The sequence below is a fragment of the Brevibacterium sp. UCMA 11754 genome (genome assembly GCF_021532275.1).
Taxonomy (GTDB): domain Bacteria; phylum Actinomycetota; class Actinomycetes; order Actinomycetales; family Brevibacteriaceae; genus Brevibacterium.
Genome location: NZ_JACBOT010000029.1, coordinates 16,090 through 33,717, shown reverse-complemented (window position 1 = coordinate 33,717; position 17,628 = coordinate 16,090). Strand labels below are relative to the sequence as shown.

17 protein-coding genes and 2 pseudogenes are annotated in these 17,628 nt (G+C 63.7%); 8 read left to right on the top strand and 11 right to left on the bottom strand.

What is annotated here, in order from left to right; translation table 11 throughout:
• Nucleotides 1-139 precede the first annotated feature (139 nt).
• Entirely contained in the window at nucleotides 140-916 is a 777-nt protein-coding gene (locus HX613_RS15835) for an IclR family transcriptional regulator (protein ID WP_235346192.1), read from the bottom strand.
• Nucleotides 917-1,037: 121 nt separating this feature from the next.
• On the opposite strand from HX613_RS15835, the gene HX613_RS15830 reads away from it, so the two are divergent.
• Nucleotides 1,038-1,787: an IclR family transcriptional regulator gene (locus tag HX613_RS15830; RefSeq protein ID WP_235346191.1), complete on the top strand. Its 750-nt coding sequence runs from the start codon at nucleotides 1,038-1,040 to the stop codon at nucleotides 1,785-1,787.
• A 106-nt stretch (nucleotides 1,788-1,893) separates the two neighbouring features.
• Here the strand turns inward: HX613_RS15830 and HX613_RS15825 are convergent, their stop codons facing one another.
• The 3 genes from HX613_RS15825 to HX613_RS15815 form a co-directional block, all read right to left on the bottom strand.
• On the bottom strand, nucleotides 1,894-2,799 hold the full coding sequence (locus tag HX613_RS15825; protein WP_235346190.1) for a sigma-70 family RNA polymerase sigma factor: 906 nt from the start codon (nucleotides 2,797-2,799) through the stop codon (nucleotides 1,894-1,896).
• A 14-nt stretch (nucleotides 2,800-2,813) separates the two neighbouring features.
• Nucleotides 2,814-3,314, bottom strand: coding sequence for a carboxymuconolactone decarboxylase family protein (locus tag HX613_RS15820; protein ID WP_235346189.1), 501 nt, complete (start codon nucleotides 3,312-3,314; stop codon nucleotides 2,814-2,816).
• A 145-nt stretch (nucleotides 3,315-3,459) separates the two neighbouring features.
• Nucleotides 3,460-4,320 (bottom strand): methylenetetrahydrofolate reductase, encoded by an 861-nt coding sequence (locus tag HX613_RS15815; protein WP_235346188.1) that lies wholly within the window; start codon nucleotides 4,318-4,320, stop codon nucleotides 3,460-3,462.
• A 240-nt stretch (nucleotides 4,321-4,560) separates the two neighbouring features.
• Here HX613_RS15815 and HX613_RS15810 point away from each other — a divergent pair, with 240 nt between their 5' ends.
• Nucleotides 4,561-5,781: a glycine cleavage T C-terminal barrel domain-containing protein gene (locus HX613_RS15810; RefSeq protein WP_235346187.1), complete on the top strand. Its 1,221-nt coding sequence runs from the start codon at nucleotides 4,561-4,563 to the stop codon at nucleotides 5,779-5,781.
• A gap of 480 nt (nucleotides 5,782-6,261) precedes the next feature.
• On the opposite strand, the gene HX613_RS15805 is transcribed toward HX613_RS15810, so the two are convergent.
• Nucleotides 6,262-7,716 (bottom strand): APC family permease, encoded by a 1,455-nt coding sequence (locus tag HX613_RS15805; protein WP_235346186.1) that lies wholly within the window; start codon nucleotides 7,714-7,716, stop codon nucleotides 6,262-6,264.
• 139 nt (nucleotides 7,717-7,855) lie between these two features.
• Between HX613_RS15805 and HX613_RS15800 the strand changes: the two are divergent.
• Nucleotides 7,856-8,152 (top strand): annotated as a pseudogene (locus tag HX613_RS15800) (NAD-binding protein); the annotation flags it as partial.
• A gap of 308 nt (nucleotides 8,153-8,460) precedes the next feature.
• Here HX613_RS15800 and HX613_RS15795 read toward each other — a convergent pair.
• From HX613_RS15795 to HX613_RS15785, 3 genes are all read right to left on the bottom strand, one after another.
• Nucleotides 8,461-8,757, bottom strand: a complete 297-nt coding sequence (locus HX613_RS15795; RefSeq protein ID WP_235346177.1) for an antibiotic biosynthesis monooxygenase family protein — start codon at nucleotides 8,755-8,757, stop codon at nucleotides 8,461-8,463.
• 85 nt (nucleotides 8,758-8,842) lie between these two features.
• Entirely contained in the window at nucleotides 8,843-9,049 is a 207-nt protein-coding gene (locus HX613_RS15790; protein WP_235346178.1) for an FmdB family zinc ribbon protein, read from the bottom strand.
• A gap of 92 nt (nucleotides 9,050-9,141) precedes the next feature.
• Complete coding sequence (locus tag HX613_RS15785) at nucleotides 9,142-10,362, bottom strand: site-specific DNA-methyltransferase (protein ID WP_235346179.1); 1,221 nt, start codon at nucleotides 10,360-10,362, stop codon at nucleotides 9,142-9,144.
• Between the two features lie 37 nt (nucleotides 10,363-10,399).
• Between HX613_RS15785 and HX613_RS15780 the strand changes: the two genes are divergently transcribed.
• A complete protein-coding gene (locus HX613_RS15780; protein ID WP_235346180.1) occupies nucleotides 10,400-12,022 on the top strand; it encodes an FAD-dependent oxidoreductase in 1,623 nt (540 codons plus the stop codon).
• Between the two features lie 75 nt (nucleotides 12,023-12,097).
• Here the strand turns inward: HX613_RS15780 and HX613_RS15775 are convergent.
• Nucleotides 12,098-13,548: pseudogene (locus HX613_RS15775) on the bottom strand (helix-turn-helix domain-containing protein).
• A gap of 177 nt (nucleotides 13,549-13,725) precedes the next feature.
• Here HX613_RS15775 and aceA point away from each other — a divergent pair.
• The 4 genes from aceA to HX613_RS15765 all read left to right on the top strand — a co-directional run bounded on the left by aceA (nucleotide 13,726) and on the right by HX613_RS15765 (nucleotide 16,889).
• A complete protein-coding gene (aceA, locus tag HX613_RS15770; protein WP_198397478.1) occupies nucleotides 13,726-15,036 on the top strand; it encodes an isocitrate lyase in 1,311 nt (436 codons plus the stop codon).
• A gap of 248 nt (nucleotides 15,037-15,284) precedes the next feature.
• A complete protein-coding gene (locus HX613_RS22750; protein WP_328284971.1) occupies nucleotides 15,285-15,554 on the top strand; it encodes a hypothetical protein in 270 nt (89 codons plus the stop codon).
• Nucleotides 15,555-15,577: 23 nt separating this feature from the next.
• Nucleotides 15,578-15,856, top strand: coding sequence for a hypothetical protein (locus HX613_RS22745; protein ID WP_328284970.1), 279 nt, complete (start codon nucleotides 15,578-15,580; stop codon nucleotides 15,854-15,856).
• Nucleotides 15,789-16,889, top strand: a complete 1,101-nt coding sequence (locus tag HX613_RS15765) for a malate synthase (RefSeq protein ID WP_328284969.1) — start codon at nucleotides 15,789-15,791, stop codon at nucleotides 16,887-16,889. Before HX613_RS22745 ends, HX613_RS15765 begins: the two co-directional genes overlap by 68 nt.
• Before the next feature lie 127 nt (nucleotides 16,890-17,016).
• On the opposite strand, the gene HX613_RS22300 is transcribed toward HX613_RS15765, so the two are convergent.
• A complete protein-coding gene (locus HX613_RS22300; RefSeq protein WP_268826971.1) occupies nucleotides 17,017-17,280 on the bottom strand; it encodes a mycothiol transferase in 264 nt (87 codons plus the stop codon).
• Entirely contained in the window at nucleotides 17,277-17,615 is a 339-nt protein-coding gene (locus HX613_RS22295; protein WP_268826970.1) for a mycothiol transferase, read from the bottom strand. The genes HX613_RS22300 and HX613_RS22295 overlap by 4 nt, the downstream gene beginning before the upstream one ends.
• Nucleotides 17,616-17,628 lie beyond the last annotated feature (13 nt).

The following is a 17,628-nucleotide window of genomic DNA, read 5'->3' as shown; positions in this document are numbered from 1 at the left end:
GAGGCTCCTCTCCGAAGGCATCTTCGCCTTCAACGGCACATGTTGCGTACTATGCAACGTGACGCACTATGTGAAACTGGGTGCTTTGATCGTCCTCCGCCCGCCGAGGTGTGTCAAGGGTTTGTTCAGCGAGCGCTCGTCAGTGCTCGCGCCAGCCGAACCGTGACGAGATGTCGGCGGCCGCAGCCACCAGCAGGTCCTTGGCGGCATCGACCTTTGTGTCGGTGAAGCGGAAGCCCGGGCCCGAGGCCGAGATCGAGGCGATGACATCGCCATGGGCGTTGCGGATGGGTGCAGACACGGCGGTGAGGCCGACCTCGAGCTCGTCGATGACGATCGAGTGCCCGGCGGCGACAACCTCGGCGATTTCGGTGAGCAGGCGGGGGATCGACGTCACCGTGTGCGGGGTGTAGGTCGGCAGCTTCGTTTCGAGCGCGGTGCGGATGCCGGCCTCGCTCAGGCCCGACAGGAGGACCTTGCCGTTCGAGGTGGCATGCAGGGGGATGCGCTGGCCGACCCAGTTGTGGCTCTGGACAGAGGCGTTGCCCGATACCTGGTCGAGGTAGAGGGCCGCGCCGTCGGAGAGGACGGCGACGTTGATCGTCTCACCGGTCTGTTCGGCTAAGCGCTTGGCGATGGGGCGGGCTTCCTGGACGATGTCGAGGCGTGCGGTGGTGGCCCCGGCGAGGCGGAGGATGCCAAGACCCAGGCGGTACTTGCCGCGATGCTGGTCCTGTTCGACGAGGCCGCGGGCCTCGAGCGTGGAGACGATGCGCGACGCCGTCGATTTGTGCACGCCGAGTTCGGCGGCGATGTCGGTGACGCCGGCGAGCCCGGTGCGGGCGATGACCTCGAGGATCGTGACCGCGCGGTCAACCGACTGCACGGAACCGGAGTGCGTCGCGCTGTTGCTCATCCCGAAACTGTAGCTCAGATGACACAACGCGGACAGAGGCGAACCACGTGTGATGTAGGGTGAATGCCGCCGGAGTGCCGATGGTGCCGCGGCATATCTTTCCCCGACGGAGTTGAGCGCTATGACCAATGGGACCCAGTCGATCGATCGCGCGGCAGAGATATTGTCGCTGGTGGTGAAGTCGGATGACCCGATCTCCTACACCGAGGTGGTGGAGTCGACGGAGCTGGCTCGCTCGACGGTCTCACGCCTGCTCTCTGCCCTCGAACGCAACGGGCTGGTCGAACGTGACGGCGAGGGGCTCTATCGCGGAGGTTCCCTGTTCGCGACCTACGCTTCGCGTTTCGATCGGGTCGAAACGCTGGTCACGGCGGCCGATCCCACGCTGCAGCGGCTGAGTGAGGAGACCGGGGAGACAGTCAACCTCGCCGTTCCGAGCTCCACGGGCGTCGTGCAGGTCGCGCAGGTCGATTCGACCTTCGTCCTCGGCGCCACCAATTGGGTCGACGTGGAGGTGCCGGCGCACTGCTCGGCGTTGGGCAAGATCATGTACGCCTTCGACATCATCCCGGTCCCCTCCGGCCGTCTGGAACGGCGCACCCAGTACACTCTGGGGTCCCGGAAGGAACTCATGGACAACCTCGCCGAGGTGCGCGAACGTGGGTACGCGATCGTGCACGAGGAGTTCGAAGAGGGGCTCGACGCCCTGGCCGCTCCCGTGTACGGAGTCGACGGCGATGTGGTTGCGGCTATCGGCATCTCGGGTCCGACCATGCGCATCGCTGACCACCACGAGACCGTCGGCGAACTCCTCGTCGACGAGGCAGGTCTGCTCTCCCGCAGCCTCAAACGCAAGGTCACCCACCGCTAGGCACGCTCCCGACTCGTGTCGTCGACATTCTCGCGGTGGTGGCAGCATCTCTCTCGCGTCTTGATCGGCCTCAACCCGGTGAGGAATGAGAAGTTTTCCTGCGAGTTCAGATCCGACCCAGTTTGTCCGGATTGCTCACCAGGCGCAGGCTGCAGATGCGGCCGGCGGCATCGACCTGCACCTCAAGGACATGGTCGTGACCGGCACGGACCACAGCGACGACCACTCCGCCGTTGACTTCGACGATCCCTTTGAAGTCCAGACCGCTCGGGTCACCGGGTGTGATGACGGAGCTGAAGAACCGGGTGATCCGAACGGCTCCGAAGATCGGATTGAGCGCGGAGGAGACCTTTCCTCCGCCATCGGCCCAGAAGACGCCATCCTCCGCCAGCAGCAGAGAAAGCGCGGTGGACAGATCCCCACTGTGGATGGCGTCGATGAGGCGAGTCAGCACCGTCCTGTCCGCTGCACGAGTCACCGGCTGGTCAACGTCGAGACGGCGCGCCGCCCGTGAGACCATCTGCCGCACAGCGGCCGGCTTCTTCTCGAGGATCCGGGCGACCTCCTCGGTGCTCATATCGAATGCCCGAGTCAGGACGAAGGCCGCTCGAGCCTCCGGACTCAGCTGCTCGGCAAGGTGGAGAAGCGTCAGCGACAACAGCTCCCGGTTCGCGACCGCGTCCTCAGGCAGCTGATCGGTCGCGACCGGCTCCGGCAGCCACGGGCCGGGATAGTCCTCTTTGATGTGTGAGAGCTGCCGGGAGCGGTCGATCGCACGTCGGACGCTGACCGTCGTCAGCCAGGCAGGCCAGGAGACAATGGCCTCGTCGGTCTTGCGTTCGTGGACGACTGCGGCAATGCCGACCTCTGAGACCACATCTTCAGCATGGCCGGCATCGCCGAGGATGCGGTAGGCGATTCCGAACAGACGACCCCTCTCGGCGTCCCAGGCGCGGGTCGCCTCGGTGACGGTGTCTGTGTCCTCAGCGATGCCGAGCTTGATCTCGTCCACCTTCCCAATGTAGATCAGTCGGCCGATGATTCCGCGCCCGAGGCAACGGTCGCCTCGGCGGGTGCTGCAGATTCGTCGCCGACCGGCGGAGTGGTCTCGGTGGCGATCGCCAGACGATTCCAGATGTTGATCGTGGAGATGGCCAGAAGCAGATCGCCGAGCTGCTCGGCGTTGAAGTGCTTGGCCGCCTCATCCCAGATATCGTCCGTCACGGTCTCCGGGCCGAGCTTCGTCACCGCATCCGTGAGGGCGAATACACTGCGCTCACTCTCATCGAACAGGGCACCTGCGTGCTGCCAGGCGGACACAGCGAAGAGCTTTCGGGACGGGACACCGAGCCGCTCCAGGTCTGTGGAGTGCATGTCGACGCAGAAGCCGCAGCCGTTGACGATTGAGGCGCGGAGCTTGATGAGATCGTAGAGTTCGTCGCCGAGCGCGGTGCGGCAGTAGGTATCGAGCCGAGCGACATGGGAGTAGCCCTTTTTGCTGACCTGGTCGAGGCTGATGCGAGCCATGAGTGTCCTTTCCTGACAGGAACGGCACGTTCCGGTGGGAACGCTGCGGCAGACGTATTTCGCCTGTCACCAACATCGTCGGATGGCGGGCTCGAAGTGTGACATGGTCACACGAATCTGTTGCCGCTCAGGCACGTCTGCTGCCTCAGGATGTGCTTGGGACCTCGTCGTTGTGGCCGAGAGCCGCAAGCTGCCTGCGCCGCCAGATCTCCGTGTCCTTGATCTGGTTGAAGGTATAGAGGTGGAGACCGGCCACGCCCATGGTCGGGTTGTCCAGGACTGGTGCGAGCTTGTCGAGGAACTTCCGGGGGTTGTAGCCGCCGGGTTTGGCCATCTTGGTGAACGTGACGGTGTTCTTGCGCAGGAAACGCGTCGATTCGCCGACCCCGATCTTCGATGCGACTCGGGCCAGCTTCGCCAATTCCACTTTGCCCGCGATGCCGAGGATGAGCGGCAGATCGATGCCGCGCGCTCGTACCCTGGCCAGCCAGGTGGTTATGGTCCCAGGGTCGAAGCACAGGTTCGACACGAGGTGGGTGGCATAGTCGCGTTTGTCCCACATCGCCTGGACGGTGACATCGTCGGAGATGAGCGGATGGGTCTCCGGATAGGCGCTGACGCCGAGGTGCTGGATCGGTGCCGCCATGCTTGCGAGGTCGACGATGAGGTCGAGTGCTCCCGCATAGCCGCCCGCAGGAGGGGTGGCGTCGCCGGCCGGGACGAAGATCCGATCGATGCCGGCCTGCGTCAGGCGCTCGACGATCTCCTCGAGTTCGGTTCTGCCTTGGACCATTCGTGCCGCGATGTGGGGCACCGCCTGGAATCCGAGCGCCTGCAGCTGCTCTGCCGTGGACAGAGTCGCCTCAAGAGTCAGGCCGGTCGAAGCGGTCACGGTGATCACGCGGCCGGGCACGACATATTCGTGGACACGGTCGACCACGCCCGCGGTGGGGAGGATTTCGTACCGCGCGGACTTCAGCAGTGAGGCCAGAACTTCCTGTGACATCCTCGGCTCCCTTGAGAGACTCCTGGGAAGTGGTCGACGGGTGATGATTCTCTTCGGAAACCCTTGCGTCCGCCGATACTTCAATCCTACACTAATTGTACCCATAATATGGGAATCCAGTTCCATATTATAGAACTGTTTGAGGCAGAGAACATCATGGACAACAACGTTCCATCAGTGGACCAAAGCGACAGGCAAGTCCCAATCAACCTACGCCAATCAGGCCCCACACCGGTCGAGATGCTCATCGACACCCGAGTGCGGAAGTCTCCGTACTGGGAGCTGTCCATGCAGGAAGGCTGCTGGCGGGCCTCGATCTACAACCGGATGTACCATCCGCGCGGCTATGTGTCCCGCGAAGACGGCGGGATGATGGTCGAGTACCAGTCCCTCGTCAACGACGTGACCTTGTGGAACGTCGCCGTCGAACGTCAGATCCAGGTCAAGGGTCCCGACGCCGAGGCGTTCGTGAACTATGTCATCACCCGTGACGCGACCAAGATCCCAGTCATGCGCGCTCGCTATGTGATCCTGTGCAATGAGGCCGGAGGCATCCTCAACGACCCGATCCTGCTGCGGGTGGCGATCGACGAATTCTGGTTCAGCCTCTCCGACACCGATCTCATGCTCTGGCTGCAGGGCGTCAATGTCGGCAAGGGATTCGATGTCACCATTGCCGAGATCGATGTCTCGCCGGTGCAGGTCCAGGGACCCAAGTCCGTCGATGTCATCGCCGACCTCGTCGGTGAGGAGGGCCGTACCCTGCCCAGCTACGGGCTCATGGAGGCCCAGGTCGGCGGGCACGATGTCATCATCTCCCAGACCGGGTTCACGGGGGAGAAGGGCTACGAGATCTACCTCAAGGACTCGACGAAGTATGCCGAGGACATGTGGAACGCGGTGCTCGCAGCCGGCGTTCCCTACAACCTCAGGGTCGTAGCTCCCAGTCATCACCGCAGGATCGCCGCAGGCATCCTCTCGTGGGGTCAGGACATGGACTTCGAGACCTACCCGTTCCAGGTCAACCTCGCCTATCAGGTGCCGCGGAAGAAGGAGGCCGACTATATCGGCAAGGCGAGGCTCGAAGCTGTTCGTAAGCAGATCGCAGCCGGAACCCCACCGTTCAGGACTCAGCTTGTGGGGCTGTTGGTCGGCGGCAAACCGGTCACGGACTACGCCCCCGACTTCTGGCTGGTCAGCGCCACCGCTGACGGTGAGGCGGTCGGCTACGTGACCTCACCGTGGTATTCGCCGGAGCTCGAAGCCAATATCGCAATGGCCCATGTACCGGTCGACGCCAGTGAGCTGGGCACCGAATACTGGGTGCATCTGCCCGAGCCCTTCGCCGACACCCCGGGAGAGCCCGTCCGCGCCGAGGTGGTGGAGATGCCGTTCCGACCAAGCGTCAACCCCAACCAGCGTGAACGCCTGAAGATGAACGGCCTCGACGCCGCCGTCTGATCGACGCCGCCGTCTGATCGACGCCGCCGTCTGATCTGCGGCGAGTGACTGGATAGCGGGAGGTCTCTGCCTCTGAGTTCCGCTCCCCTGATCCGAGCGCGGTCACCGTGCAATATGCCGGTGGCCGCGCTCGCTTGCGCCCCCAGCTGGGTATCTCGCTCAACATAGTTGGGCATCTTACTCACCGCAGAGCCAAAGACTTCCCGCGCGGCTACTGCCTTCTCGCGGTGCCGATAGCAACCGCTGGTTTCACCTGAGGCACTGGTCGTGCCAATTCATACATCTGCGGCGGGGTGATTTGCGGCTTGCGGTGAGGTGGAGCCCACCAACACGCGTGCAACGAAGTCGATGTCTCCGATGGCCGCACTATGGTCTTGGCCGCGCTCTCACGAAGCGGTGAAGTGTCTGCTGCTGCGATTCAGCCTCCGTGTCGCAGGCCGCTTCTCACTGCGGCCGATTCTCACTGCGGCCCTCTCCGAGTCACTTCTTGCGCAGCGCCTTCACCTTGGCCAGGAGTTCGTCTTCGGCGTTGGGACCTGCTTTGACGCCGGTGGGCAGGCGGAACATGAAGAAGATGCCGACGGCGAGCCAGAGTCCGAACATCGCCCACGACTGCCACGCCAGCTGCGCGGAGAACGGGGTGATGGGCAGGTAGAGGATGAAGAGCGCCAGGGTGAGCACGGCCGAGATGGTGCCGATGACCATGCCGCCGTTGCCCTTGCCGCCGATGCGCAGGGGACGGCCCATCGCAGGTTCGCGCTTGCGCAGAATGATGAACCCGACGCTGACGAGGAAGTAGGCGATGACGATTGCCGGTGAACCCGCGTCGACGATCCAGCCCAGGGCCGCTGAGCCGAGGAACGGAGCCAGGGCGGAGAGGATTCCGATGAAGATGATCGAGTTGACGGGGGTGCGGTACTTGGGGTGCAGCTTGCCGAACCAGGCAGGAATCATGCCGGCCACGGCCATGGCCCACATCAGGCGGGACGACCCCATGAGGAACGCGTTCCACGAGGTGATGATGCCGGCGAGCCCACCGGCGATGACGAGCTTGCCCCAGAAGGCGGAATTGAACATCGTCGCCAGCGCATCGGCCGTGACGAGGTCGTGGGTGGCCAGTTCGGAGGCCGGCATCGCCAGCGAGGTCATCCAGATGATGATGATGTAGAACGCGATCGCCATGAAGACTGAGGCAACGACGAGCTTCCCGATCTTTGCCGGTGGGAGCTTGATCTCCTCCGCCGACTGCGGGATGACGTCGAAGCCGACGAACAGGAACGGCACGACAGCGACCACGGCGATGAAGCCTGCGCCGCCGCCGGTGAAGAGTGGTTCGGTGTTGGCAGCTTCTCCGCCGGTGAGACCACCTGCCAGGAGGAGGAGGGCGACGATGACGAGGAATGAGACGACGAATGTCTGCACCAGTGAGGCAAGCTTGACGCCGCGGATGTTGATCCACGAGATGATGATCGCGGTGACGGTCCCGACGAGGGCCCAGGTGAGGTAGACGTCGAATTCGGCGATGGTCCACAGCTTGAAGTGTTCGAGGTTCGGGAACAGATACAGGGCGGTCTTCGGCACTGCGACTGCTTCGAACATGACGACGCTGATGTAGCCGCCGGTGATCGCCCAGGACCCGAAGAGTGAGACCTTGGGGCCCATCGCCCGGATGAGATAGTTGTGCTCACCTCCAGCGTGCGGCATGGCAGCGACCATCTCGGAGTAGACCGTGCCGACGAAGCACATGATGATGCCGCCGACGACGAACGCGAGAATCGCACCCATTGTGCCGGCACCGCTGAGCCATTCTCCGGTGAGGACGACCCAGCCGAAGCCGATCATCGCTCCGAATCCGATGAATAGTGCATCGACCGTGCCAAGCGCCTTGACGAAGCCGTGGCCCCGGTCTTCGACCTCTGTCTGCTGTTGCGACATCGCATCCCTCATTTCACCCGACTGTGCTGTTGTGCACAGTAGCAGGATTCTGAGAGTTTCCGGCCGGTAATCTCAACGCCATCTCCAAAAGGGTCACGGGTGCGATCACCCAACAAATGGGAGCTGTCAGCCAGAGCCTATGGGCGGCAGGGCGGGCAACCCAGTGGCTGTGGTGCCGGTAAGGACTCGACCTTTGAGTTCGCCGTGTCTCGAGTTCGGCGGCTCCCTGGCGAGGGGGCTCGTCAAGCACGGAGTCGAGGTCATCGGCATCGACATCTCCGAGGAGGTCGACCGTGTCGTCATCGCAGTGGGCAGCGACCTCGAGGCGAGCATCCTCATCACCTCACGCATCCTCAAATTGGGCAATCGGCACATCTGGGCCAAGGCCATCACCGAACCCCACGCCGAGATCCTGCATCAGCTGGGGGTCAAGAAGGTGGTCAGTCCGGAGAACGACATGGGTCGGCGCCTGGCGCACCTCATCAAGGGACACATCTCGGACTTCCTGCCCATCGATGAGAATTTCGTCCTCGCCAGGACCACACCGCCGGTGCGAGTCGCCGACGTGCCGCTGGGGTCGCTGGGACTGCGTACGGAATACGGCGTCACGATCGTCGCCTTCAAACGCGATGGAGGCGGTTCCTGGGACATCGCCGGCACACCGCGGAACGTGGAGACCTTCAGCGAACTCGACAAGGACAGCGACAGCTGGAGCGCGATCCGCTGCCCCGTCGACGGCAGATGTCAGTCGCCGAGGTCGACGACCTCGAACTCGAGAAGGTTGGCTTGTTCCGAGACGGGTTCTTTGCCGCCGGTTTCGTGTGAGGGCTTGCGGGCGGAGCGCCAATTCTCGAAGTCCTCACGGGTGGCCCATTGGGTGTAGACGAAGTACTGGTCACCGCCGGAGACCGGACGCAGCAGCTGGAAGCCCTCGAAGCCGGGCGAACCGTCGACGGAGTGCTTGCGTGCCGCGAAGCGCTTCTCGAGTTCACCGCGTGCGGCTTCGGGAACGGTGAGGGTGTTGATGGCGACGATTGACAAGATTGCTCCTTGTGAAGAGGGTTTTTGCGGCGATGACCGGTCGTTCTTCAGCCTACGATCCGATTCTGGATCTCCGCTGAAGTTCTCACCGGGTCGGTTGGTCTGCGGTCTTCTTCGTCGCGTCGATGACGCCGAAGGCAGTCCCGGAACCGGCACCGAGGTGAGGGGAGGTGAACGCAGATTCGGCCGTGCCGTGGCAGTCAGGGCACGGCACGGACTCGGGTTTCCTGCTCATCGGAAAGGCCTGTTCGGTGTCGCCGCAGGTGGTGCATCGGTAGACGTAGTTGGGCACAAGATCACTCTTCTCGAAATCATTGCCGACAGATCAGCCTTAATGCATTCCTACACCGTCGCCAGGAGAGACTCAAGGATGCTGATGAGAATTCACTGCTCGGCCACCGCGACTTCGGTGAAGCGAAGCTCGGGGTGGTGGCGTTTCGCGGCACGTCGGATCCGCTCTGCGGTGAGTCGGCTGATCTCGGGGAAGCCGTCCTCGGAGTCCGCGCCCACGAGGCTGCGCGCATTCTTCGTCTGCAGCGGTTCCGGGGTCTGGATGAGGATGAACGTGCGTGAGCCTGCGTCGCGGTGGTTGGCAGCCATCACCGCCTGCGCGGTTGTGCCGGAGCCGGCGAAGAAGTCGAGGACGATTGCTTCGGGGTCGAAGAAGGTCTGGGAGGCCACGAGCGTCTTGACCAGTTCGACGGGCTTCGGATAGCTGAAGATCCCGCCCAGCCCGAGATCCTCGAGGTCGTTCTGTCCTCCCAAGGCCTTGATGATCGAGTAGAGCTTGGAGCTCGCCTTCTCCGCCGGTGTCACCCGCACCACAGCATGTTTGCCCGTCGGACCCCAGGCGCGCAGAACATATTCTCCCGTGCCCAACTTCGCGTCCACCTCGGCGAGCTTCTTCGCGCCCTTGACCTCGAGGATGTCCTCGTACATGAGCCGACGTTCCTGGCCGCGAGCGTAGCGGCCGAATCCGGCGCGGAGCACATCGGTTTCGACGAGCATGCGTCTGCCGTCGATGATCTCGAGCTTCGCCGGTGCCTTCTTCTCCGTCAGGAACGCACCTACTTGTTCGGCGGATTTGGCCCACACATGGACGTAGTCGTGACCGCGGACGAAGGAGGGGGAGTTGCCTCCGCCCTTGGCACGCTGATGGATGAGCGTGCCCAGAGAATTATCCTCGCCGAAGATCTCATGCCCCAGCAGCTGCGCCCAGGCACTCTCACCATCGTCGAGGTGGATGAAGATCACCCCGTCCTCGCGCATGAGTTCGCGCGCCAGCATCAGCCGCGGCGTCATGAAGTTCAGCCAGCTCGCGTGATCATGCCCGTGATCCTTATACGCCAGCGCGTTGCCCGTGTTGTAGGGCGGATCGATGTAGATGACCTTGATTCGTCCCCGGTGTGTGGCAAGCAGCCCGGTCAGCGCCGGCAGATTGTCCCCGACGACGAGCATGTTCTCATCGACGGTGGGGACGTAGGAGTCGCCGTCACGAAGGAAGTGCGGACCCTCGCCGAGGCGGCCCGAAGTCTCCGCAGAGATCAGCCGTCGACCGAGTGCGAAGGCGGCGTCCTTGCCAGTCCAGTTCAGGGCCGTCGACATCCTTCTCCTTCTCCGCGATCGGTGCCAAGATTGCTGTATGAGTATTTCACGAGTGGCCATAGTCGGTGCCGGAATCGTCGGAGTGGCGCTCGCCCGTGAGCTCACCGGCAGGCTCCCCGCCGCCGAAGTCACCGTCTTCGACAAGGCAGACCGCCTCGCCGCGCATCAGAGCGGGCACACATCGGGAGTCGTGGATCCCGACCTCGCTGCGCAGCCGGGTTCGCCGGAGGCGAAGCTCGCTCGCCGAGGTGTGGAGCTGCTGGTCCCGTTCGTGTCCGAACGCGGCATCCCCTACCGCGAGTGCGGGCAGCTGCTCGTTGCGCAGAACACGGACGAGGCCGACCGGCTTGAGGAGATCCTCGCCCGGGCCGAAGCGAACTCGATCCCGGGAGTCCGGCTGCTCGATCGTAAGCAGATGCTGGAGGTCGAACCCAACGCCAGGGGCGTCCTCGCGCTCTACGCACCGCACACGGCCGTCACCGATTTCACGGCTCTGACCGAGGCGCTCGCCTCCGATGTCAGCGCTGCCGGCGGCACGTTCCGCTTAGGCACGGAGGTCACCGGCTTCGACGTGATGAGCGACGAGGTTCGCCTGCGCCTGCGCACGGCAGCGCCCGAGCAGAGCGAGCCCGCTGGCGGCCCCGATAGCTCCGGCGATGACTCCGCTTCAGGCTCCGAGGGTTCTGCTTCAGTCCGCGACGCTGACTCCGCCGCAGAATCCGACAGGGATATCGACGATCAGGTGCACGAGGCTCCGCGGACATATCGCGGCGATAACACCACCGGACCGGTCATCGACGTCCGCGACGAGCTGCGCAGTCGTTTCGGCTCTCAGGACTGGTTCAAACAGGTCGAAGACACGATCGGCAACCTCAGTGAACGATTCTCCAACCCCGCCTCGGGACGGTCTCGACACTCGGGTGCGGACGAGCCCCGGCACACCGGTGGCGACGAGCACCGGGAACCTGCCGGACGCGAGCGCGAACGTGCGGTCCGGCCCGAGGACACGGAGGTGTTCGACCTCGTCATCGTCTGCGCCGGCCTCCAAGCCGACCGTCTGGCAGCGGCGGCGGGCTTCGACGAGGAGCCTCGCATCGTCCCGTTCACCAGCGACTACTACGCCATCGACAACCCCGCCACCGACAACCCCGCCGAGGTGGTCCGGGGCATCATCAGCACGGTTCCCGATCCGAGCTCCCCGTTCTCCGAGAGATCCGTGGTCAGAGGCATCAGCGGTGAGCTGGTCCTAGGGCCGAACACCATCGTGTCTCTGGGGCGCGAACGCTATGACAAGCACGGCTTCAACCTCGGCGATATGGGGTCGACAGTCGGCTTCAAGGGATTCTGGAAGTTCGCGGCGCAGACAGCGAAGACCGCCGCTCGCGGAGCCAAGTCAGCCGTGAGCACCTCCGCCTTCGTCGAGGAGATCCTAAAGTTCGTTCCTGCCATCGACGCAACGGCTGTCCGAGCCGACTCGCGCGGAATCCGCGCGCAGGCAATCGACGCCGATGGCACGCTCGTGGACGAACTGCGCGTGACCACGCGCGGCAGGCTCACCATGGTCAGAAGCCTCCCCAGGTCAGGGGCCACCTCGGCGCTGGCGACGGCTGAACGTGTCGCGAACCGAGTCCTCGACGGCCCCGCCGACGCGGACGGCTGAGGCGAACGCTCGGTAACCTCAGCCGGCACGCACGCTCGGTGACCTCAGCCGGCACGCACGGTTGGTTCGTCCGAATCAGCCGGAGTGGCGTTCGAGGAACTCGTAGACCTCGGTGTCATCGACACCCGGGACAGCGCCCGGGGGCACAGCCGCGAGCAGGGATGCGTGCATCTGCGCCGAGGGCAGTGCCTGGTTCTCCCACTTCTCGGCGAGGTCCTCCGGCGCCTGCCGGCAGCAGGCGGGATCCGGGCAGGCCGACTTCGAACGGATCGGTGATTCCCGTCCCTCGAACCACTTCACGTGGGCGAACGGAACGCCGACGCTGATGGCGAAGTCACCGCCGGGGAGCACGCGAGCGGTGCACCAGAACGATCCCTCCGGGGTGTCCGTGTACTGGTAGTACGGGCTGAATCTGTCGGCGACCCGGAACACCGTGCGAGAGGTGAACCGTTTGCACGCGAACTGTCCCTCGATGGCGCCGAGCGGGTCGGTCGGATAGGGCAGGCCGTCATTCGAGTACGCCTTGTGGATCGTGCCCGAGCGATGGACCTTCATGAAGTGCACGGGCAGCCCCAGATGCTCGGTGGCCAAGTTCGTGAACCGGTGGGCGGCCATCTCGTAGCTGACTCCGAACATATCGCGCAGGTGCTCGACCGAGATCTCACGCTTGCGCTTCTCCTCCACGAGCATCGGCACGGCAGCGCTCTGCGGCAGCAGCACCGCAGCGGCCAGATAGTTCGCCTCGACCCGCTGCTGGAGGAATTCGCTGAAGTCCTTCGGGGAATCATGACGAGGACGTGGGCGGCGAGGCTCGTGAGGAGATGGGAGCGCGGATCCGCGGCGGCATCGGCGTTGGGCAGGTAGAGACGGTTGTTCGCGGTATCGGAGATCGACCGGGTCGAATTCGGCAGGTCGGAGACGTAGTGGAGGCTGAAGCCCAGCTTCTCCGCGATCATCGCCGTCTGCCGCTGTGACACGGTGCCGGACTCATAGTCGGCCAGGCGCAGCAGCTCCGCGGCCTGGGCCTCCAGGTCGGCGAAGTAGTTGTTCTTCTCGCGCATCCGCTCGCGCAGTTCCCGGTTGGCCCGACGAGCCTCTTCCGGAGTCGCGGCACGGCGTTCGAGAACCTGGCCCAACTGCCGCTGCAGACCCACGATCGCTTCGAGGGCATCATGGGGCAGCGACTTGATCCGCACCTGCGGCAGACCCAATGACGAGTACATGGGTGAGGCCTGATTGCGCTCGGCTTCAAGCTCAAGAGCCTGTCTGCCATCGACGGGCGTGGGATCGATGAGCTCGGCGACCTCGGTCTGCAGGGCTTTCGCGATGGCACTGAGCAGGGTGACAGAAGTTTCTCGCTTGCCGTTCTCAATCGTCGAGATCTGGGAGGCTGCACGCCCCACTTTCTCGCCCAGCTCGGTGAGGGTCAGACCGCGCTGTTTGCGAAAAAACCGGATTCTTCTGCCGATGCTCAGGGTGTCCGCTTCTGCCTCGGCATCCCTCAGATCGGTCTCGTTGCTTGTCATTGCGGCTCCAGTCGATATCGTGGCGTGGTTCACATGCACTGAAAATCAGTATGACAGAACGTCGGAATTTCTAAAACCAGAAAACAGTCGATTATTCATCGGAGAAATCTCTATCGGCCCCCTTGCAGTCACGGCAGACTGATCTCACCAACCCCGAACGACTAGGAGTGAATGAGAATGACTGAGAACACCACGCAGAGCAACTTGCACGATGCTGAGGCCATCCGCCGCGACTGGGCCACCAATGCCCGCTGGTCGGGAGTTGCTCGTGACTACGAGCCCGAGGATGTCGTCAAACTGCGCGGTTCGCTGATCGAAGAGCACACGCTGGCTCGCCACGGTGCCGAGCGCCTCTGGAACCAGGTGGCCTCCACCGACATCAAGTCCGGCGACTACGTCAACGCACTCGGTGCGCTGACCGGCAACCAGGCAGTGGAGCAGGTCAAGGCCGGCCTCAACGCCATCTACCTCTCCGGCTGGCAGGTCGCCGCCGATGCGAACAATGCCGGACAGACCTACCCCGATCAGTCGATCTACCCGGCCAACTCGGTGCCACAGGTCGTGCGTCGCATCAACAACGCCCTGATGCGCGCCGACCAGATCGAGACCTCGGAAGGCAAGAAGAACGTCGACGACTGGTTCGCACCGATCGTGGCCGACGCAGAAGCAGGCTTCGGCGGTTCGATCAACGTCTACGAGCTCATGCGCTCGATGATCTCCTCCGGCGCAGCCGGTGTGCACTTCGAGGATCAGCTCGGTTCTGAGAAGAAGTGCGGCCACCTCGGCGGCAAGGTCCTTGTCCCGACCTCGCAGCACATCCGCACCCTCAACGCGGCTCGCCTCGCAGCCGACGTCGAGAACGTGCCCAGCCTCGTCATCGCCCGTACCGACGCAGAAGCGGCAACGCTCATGACCTCGGACATCGACGAGCGCGATCAGCGCTTCGTCACCGGTGAGCGCACCTCTGAAGGCTTCTACAAGATCACGAACGGCATCGAAGCAGGCATCGCCCGCGGACTGTCCTTCGCTCCCTACGCAGACATGCTGTGGATGGAGACCTCCACACCGGACCTCGAAGCTGCCAAGCAGTTCGCGGACGCCATCCATGCGGAGTACCCGGACCAGATGCTGGCCTACAACTGCTCGCCGTCGTTCAACTGGAGCAAGCACCTCGACGATGCCACCATCGCGAAGTTCCAGCGTGAGCTGGGAGCCATGGGCTACAAGTTCCAGTTCATCACCCTGGCCGGCTTCCACGCGCTCAACTACTCGATGTTCGATCTGGCTCACGGCTACGCCCGCAACCAGATGACCTCGTACGTCGAGTTGCAGGAACGAGAGTTCGCTGCCGAGAGCCGCGGCTACACCGCAACCAAGCACCAGCGTGAGGTCGGAACCGGATACTTCGACCTGGTCTCGACCGCGCTGAACCCAGAGTCCTCGACGACAGCTCTGGCCGGTTCGACCGAATCCGCTCAGTTCAGCTGAGCCTTCGGTGACCCGACCGGTCACGCGACGACGCACACCGGCCTCGCCGGGGCCGGTCACCTAGTACTCGGCGCGGATCGACAGTGTTTTCACGGGGTTTGCACTGTTGGTCCGCGCCGGCACACCAGACATCACAGCTCCAACCACAACCTCGGCGACACCAGCACCACCGCAGAACCGCACCACCGCAGCACAGCCACCGCAACGCACATCAGCAGCACACATTCCGACGGGTGAGGAGAAGCCCCATGTCTCACATCAAAATCAACGCCCCCATCGAACCAGGCTTCGACACGATCCTCTCGGAGTCCGCCCTCAACTTCATCGCAGCGCTCCATGATCGCTTCAGCGACCGTCTGGGCAAGCTGCTGGGAGTCCGCGGACGTCAGGCGCAGAGCATCCGGAACGGCACGTTCCCGAGGTTCACCCCGACACTGCAGGAATCCGGGCCGACACCACATGGAAGGTCGCCGGCGCGACCGGAGCCCCCGGTCTCGAAGACCGCCGCGTCGAACTGACCGGCCCCGTCTCCGAACCTGAAGTGGTTGCGGCGCTGAACTCCCGTGCGAAGGTCTGGCTCGCCGACCTCGAAGACGCAACCAGCCCGACCTGGGCCAACGTCATCGGCGGACAGCTCAACCTGTTCAACGCCATCCGGGGCAACCTGCCGGGCGTGAACAACCGTGAGCAGCCCACCATCGGCCTGCGTCCCCGCGGCTGGCACCTGCCGGAGAAGCACCTGATCCACGTCGATGACAAGGGCAGCCAGTCAGAGACCTCAGGCGCCATGGTCGACTTCGGGTCTCTACTTCTTCCATAATGCCCGCCGACTCGTCGACAACGGCTCGGGACCATACTTCTACCTGCCGAAGCTCGAGTCCTTCCGCGAAGCACGCCTGTGGAACGAGATCTTCGTCTTCGCACAGGACTACATGGGCATTCCGCAGGGAACCATCCGGGCGACAGCTCACATCGAGACGATCACCGCTGTGTTCCAGATGGAAGAGATCCTGTGGGAGCTGCGCGATCACTGCGCCGGCCTCAACGCCGCAGGTTGGGACTACCTGTTCTCACTCGTGAAGAACTTCCGCAACTCCCCGGAGTGGGTGCTGCCGGATCGCGAGCACCTGACAATGGGACTGCCGCTGCTGCAGGCGTTCGCAGACCGCCTCGTCTCGACGTGTCACCGCCGCGGAGCACACGCGATCGGGACCATGGGCAACCTCATGACCACTCACCCGGACAAGGAATTCGTTGCCTCGGAGCTGGTGAAGATGCGCGAAGACAAGGCTCGTGAAGCCTCGCGCGGCTTCGACGGCACCTGGGTGGCCGAGCCTGGACTGGTGGATGACGCGCTGGAGGTCTTCGATGCCGCACTCGGCGACAAGCCGAACCAGCTCGACAACCGCCGGGTCGATGCCCACGCCTGCGCCGAGCACATGCTCGACGTGTCGGGTCTGGACACCACGGTCACCGAGGAAGGTGTTCGCCTGAACATCCGTGTGGCCATCGGCTACATGAACGAATGGCTGGGCGGCAACGGCAACGTCGCACTCGAGAACCTGCTCGAAGACGCGTCGACCGCTGAGATCTCCAGGTCCCAGATCTGGCAGTGGATCCGCCACTCGGTGACGCTGGACAACGGGAAGCAGGTCACCCGAGACCTGGTGGAGCGGTACATGGGCGAGGAGCTCGCAGTCATCGAGCGCCACCCCGCAGACCACTACACCGAGGCCGTTGAGATCTTCCGCAAGAGCGCACTGGGTGAGGACTTCCCAGAATTCCTCACGATGCCCGCCTACACCGACCACCTGGTCGACAGGGTGTCGAAGGGCGCTGTGTTCGCGGCCTGAATCTCAGGCGCCGACGCTGTCGGCATTGCCGGCAAGACCAACTACCCGATTCTGCATCAGCACTTCGCACTCACCGTGCTGATGCAGAATCGGGTAGTTTTTTGCGTGCTGCAGGCGCCAGGCTGGTTCAGCTCGCCCATTCTTCGGGTGGCCAGGGCTGACCTTCGGCCTGGGCATTGAGCTGATAGGCGATCGCGCCATCGATGGACTCGCGGATGATGTCCGCATGACCGACATGGCGGGCGATCTCGGTGTTGAGATGGCCCAGGATCCACCGGACGTTCATGATGAAGTCCTTGGGCATCCACGGATTGTGAGGCATCGGGACGACCGTGGACAGATCGGTCCCGTTCTCTTCGACCGCCCTGCGGGCCACGTCGATCTCGGTCATGGCCGTCTCGAAGGCGGTGACCACATCGGCGATGTCGAGGTCGGAAGAACGGAGCCATCGAACATTCCGTCGAGGCCCAAGCGTCGGTTGTAGTCGGCATAGTCGTTTGCCGTGACCTCGAGCGAAGGATCGCGAACCTGCTGGATCCAGGAGAACAGCACCTGGGCGGCGTGCGTCAAGAGGCCGGAGATGCTCAGCCCGCTCACCGTCGGCGTGCTGCGCGCCTGTTCGTCGGTGAGGCCGAGGGCGGTGATCTTGAGCTGCGAGCACTGCTGTTCGAGGAACGAGAACTGGGCGTCGGCTTCGGTCGTGACTGATGGGGCGAAGAAGGGCATGATCTCTCCTGAT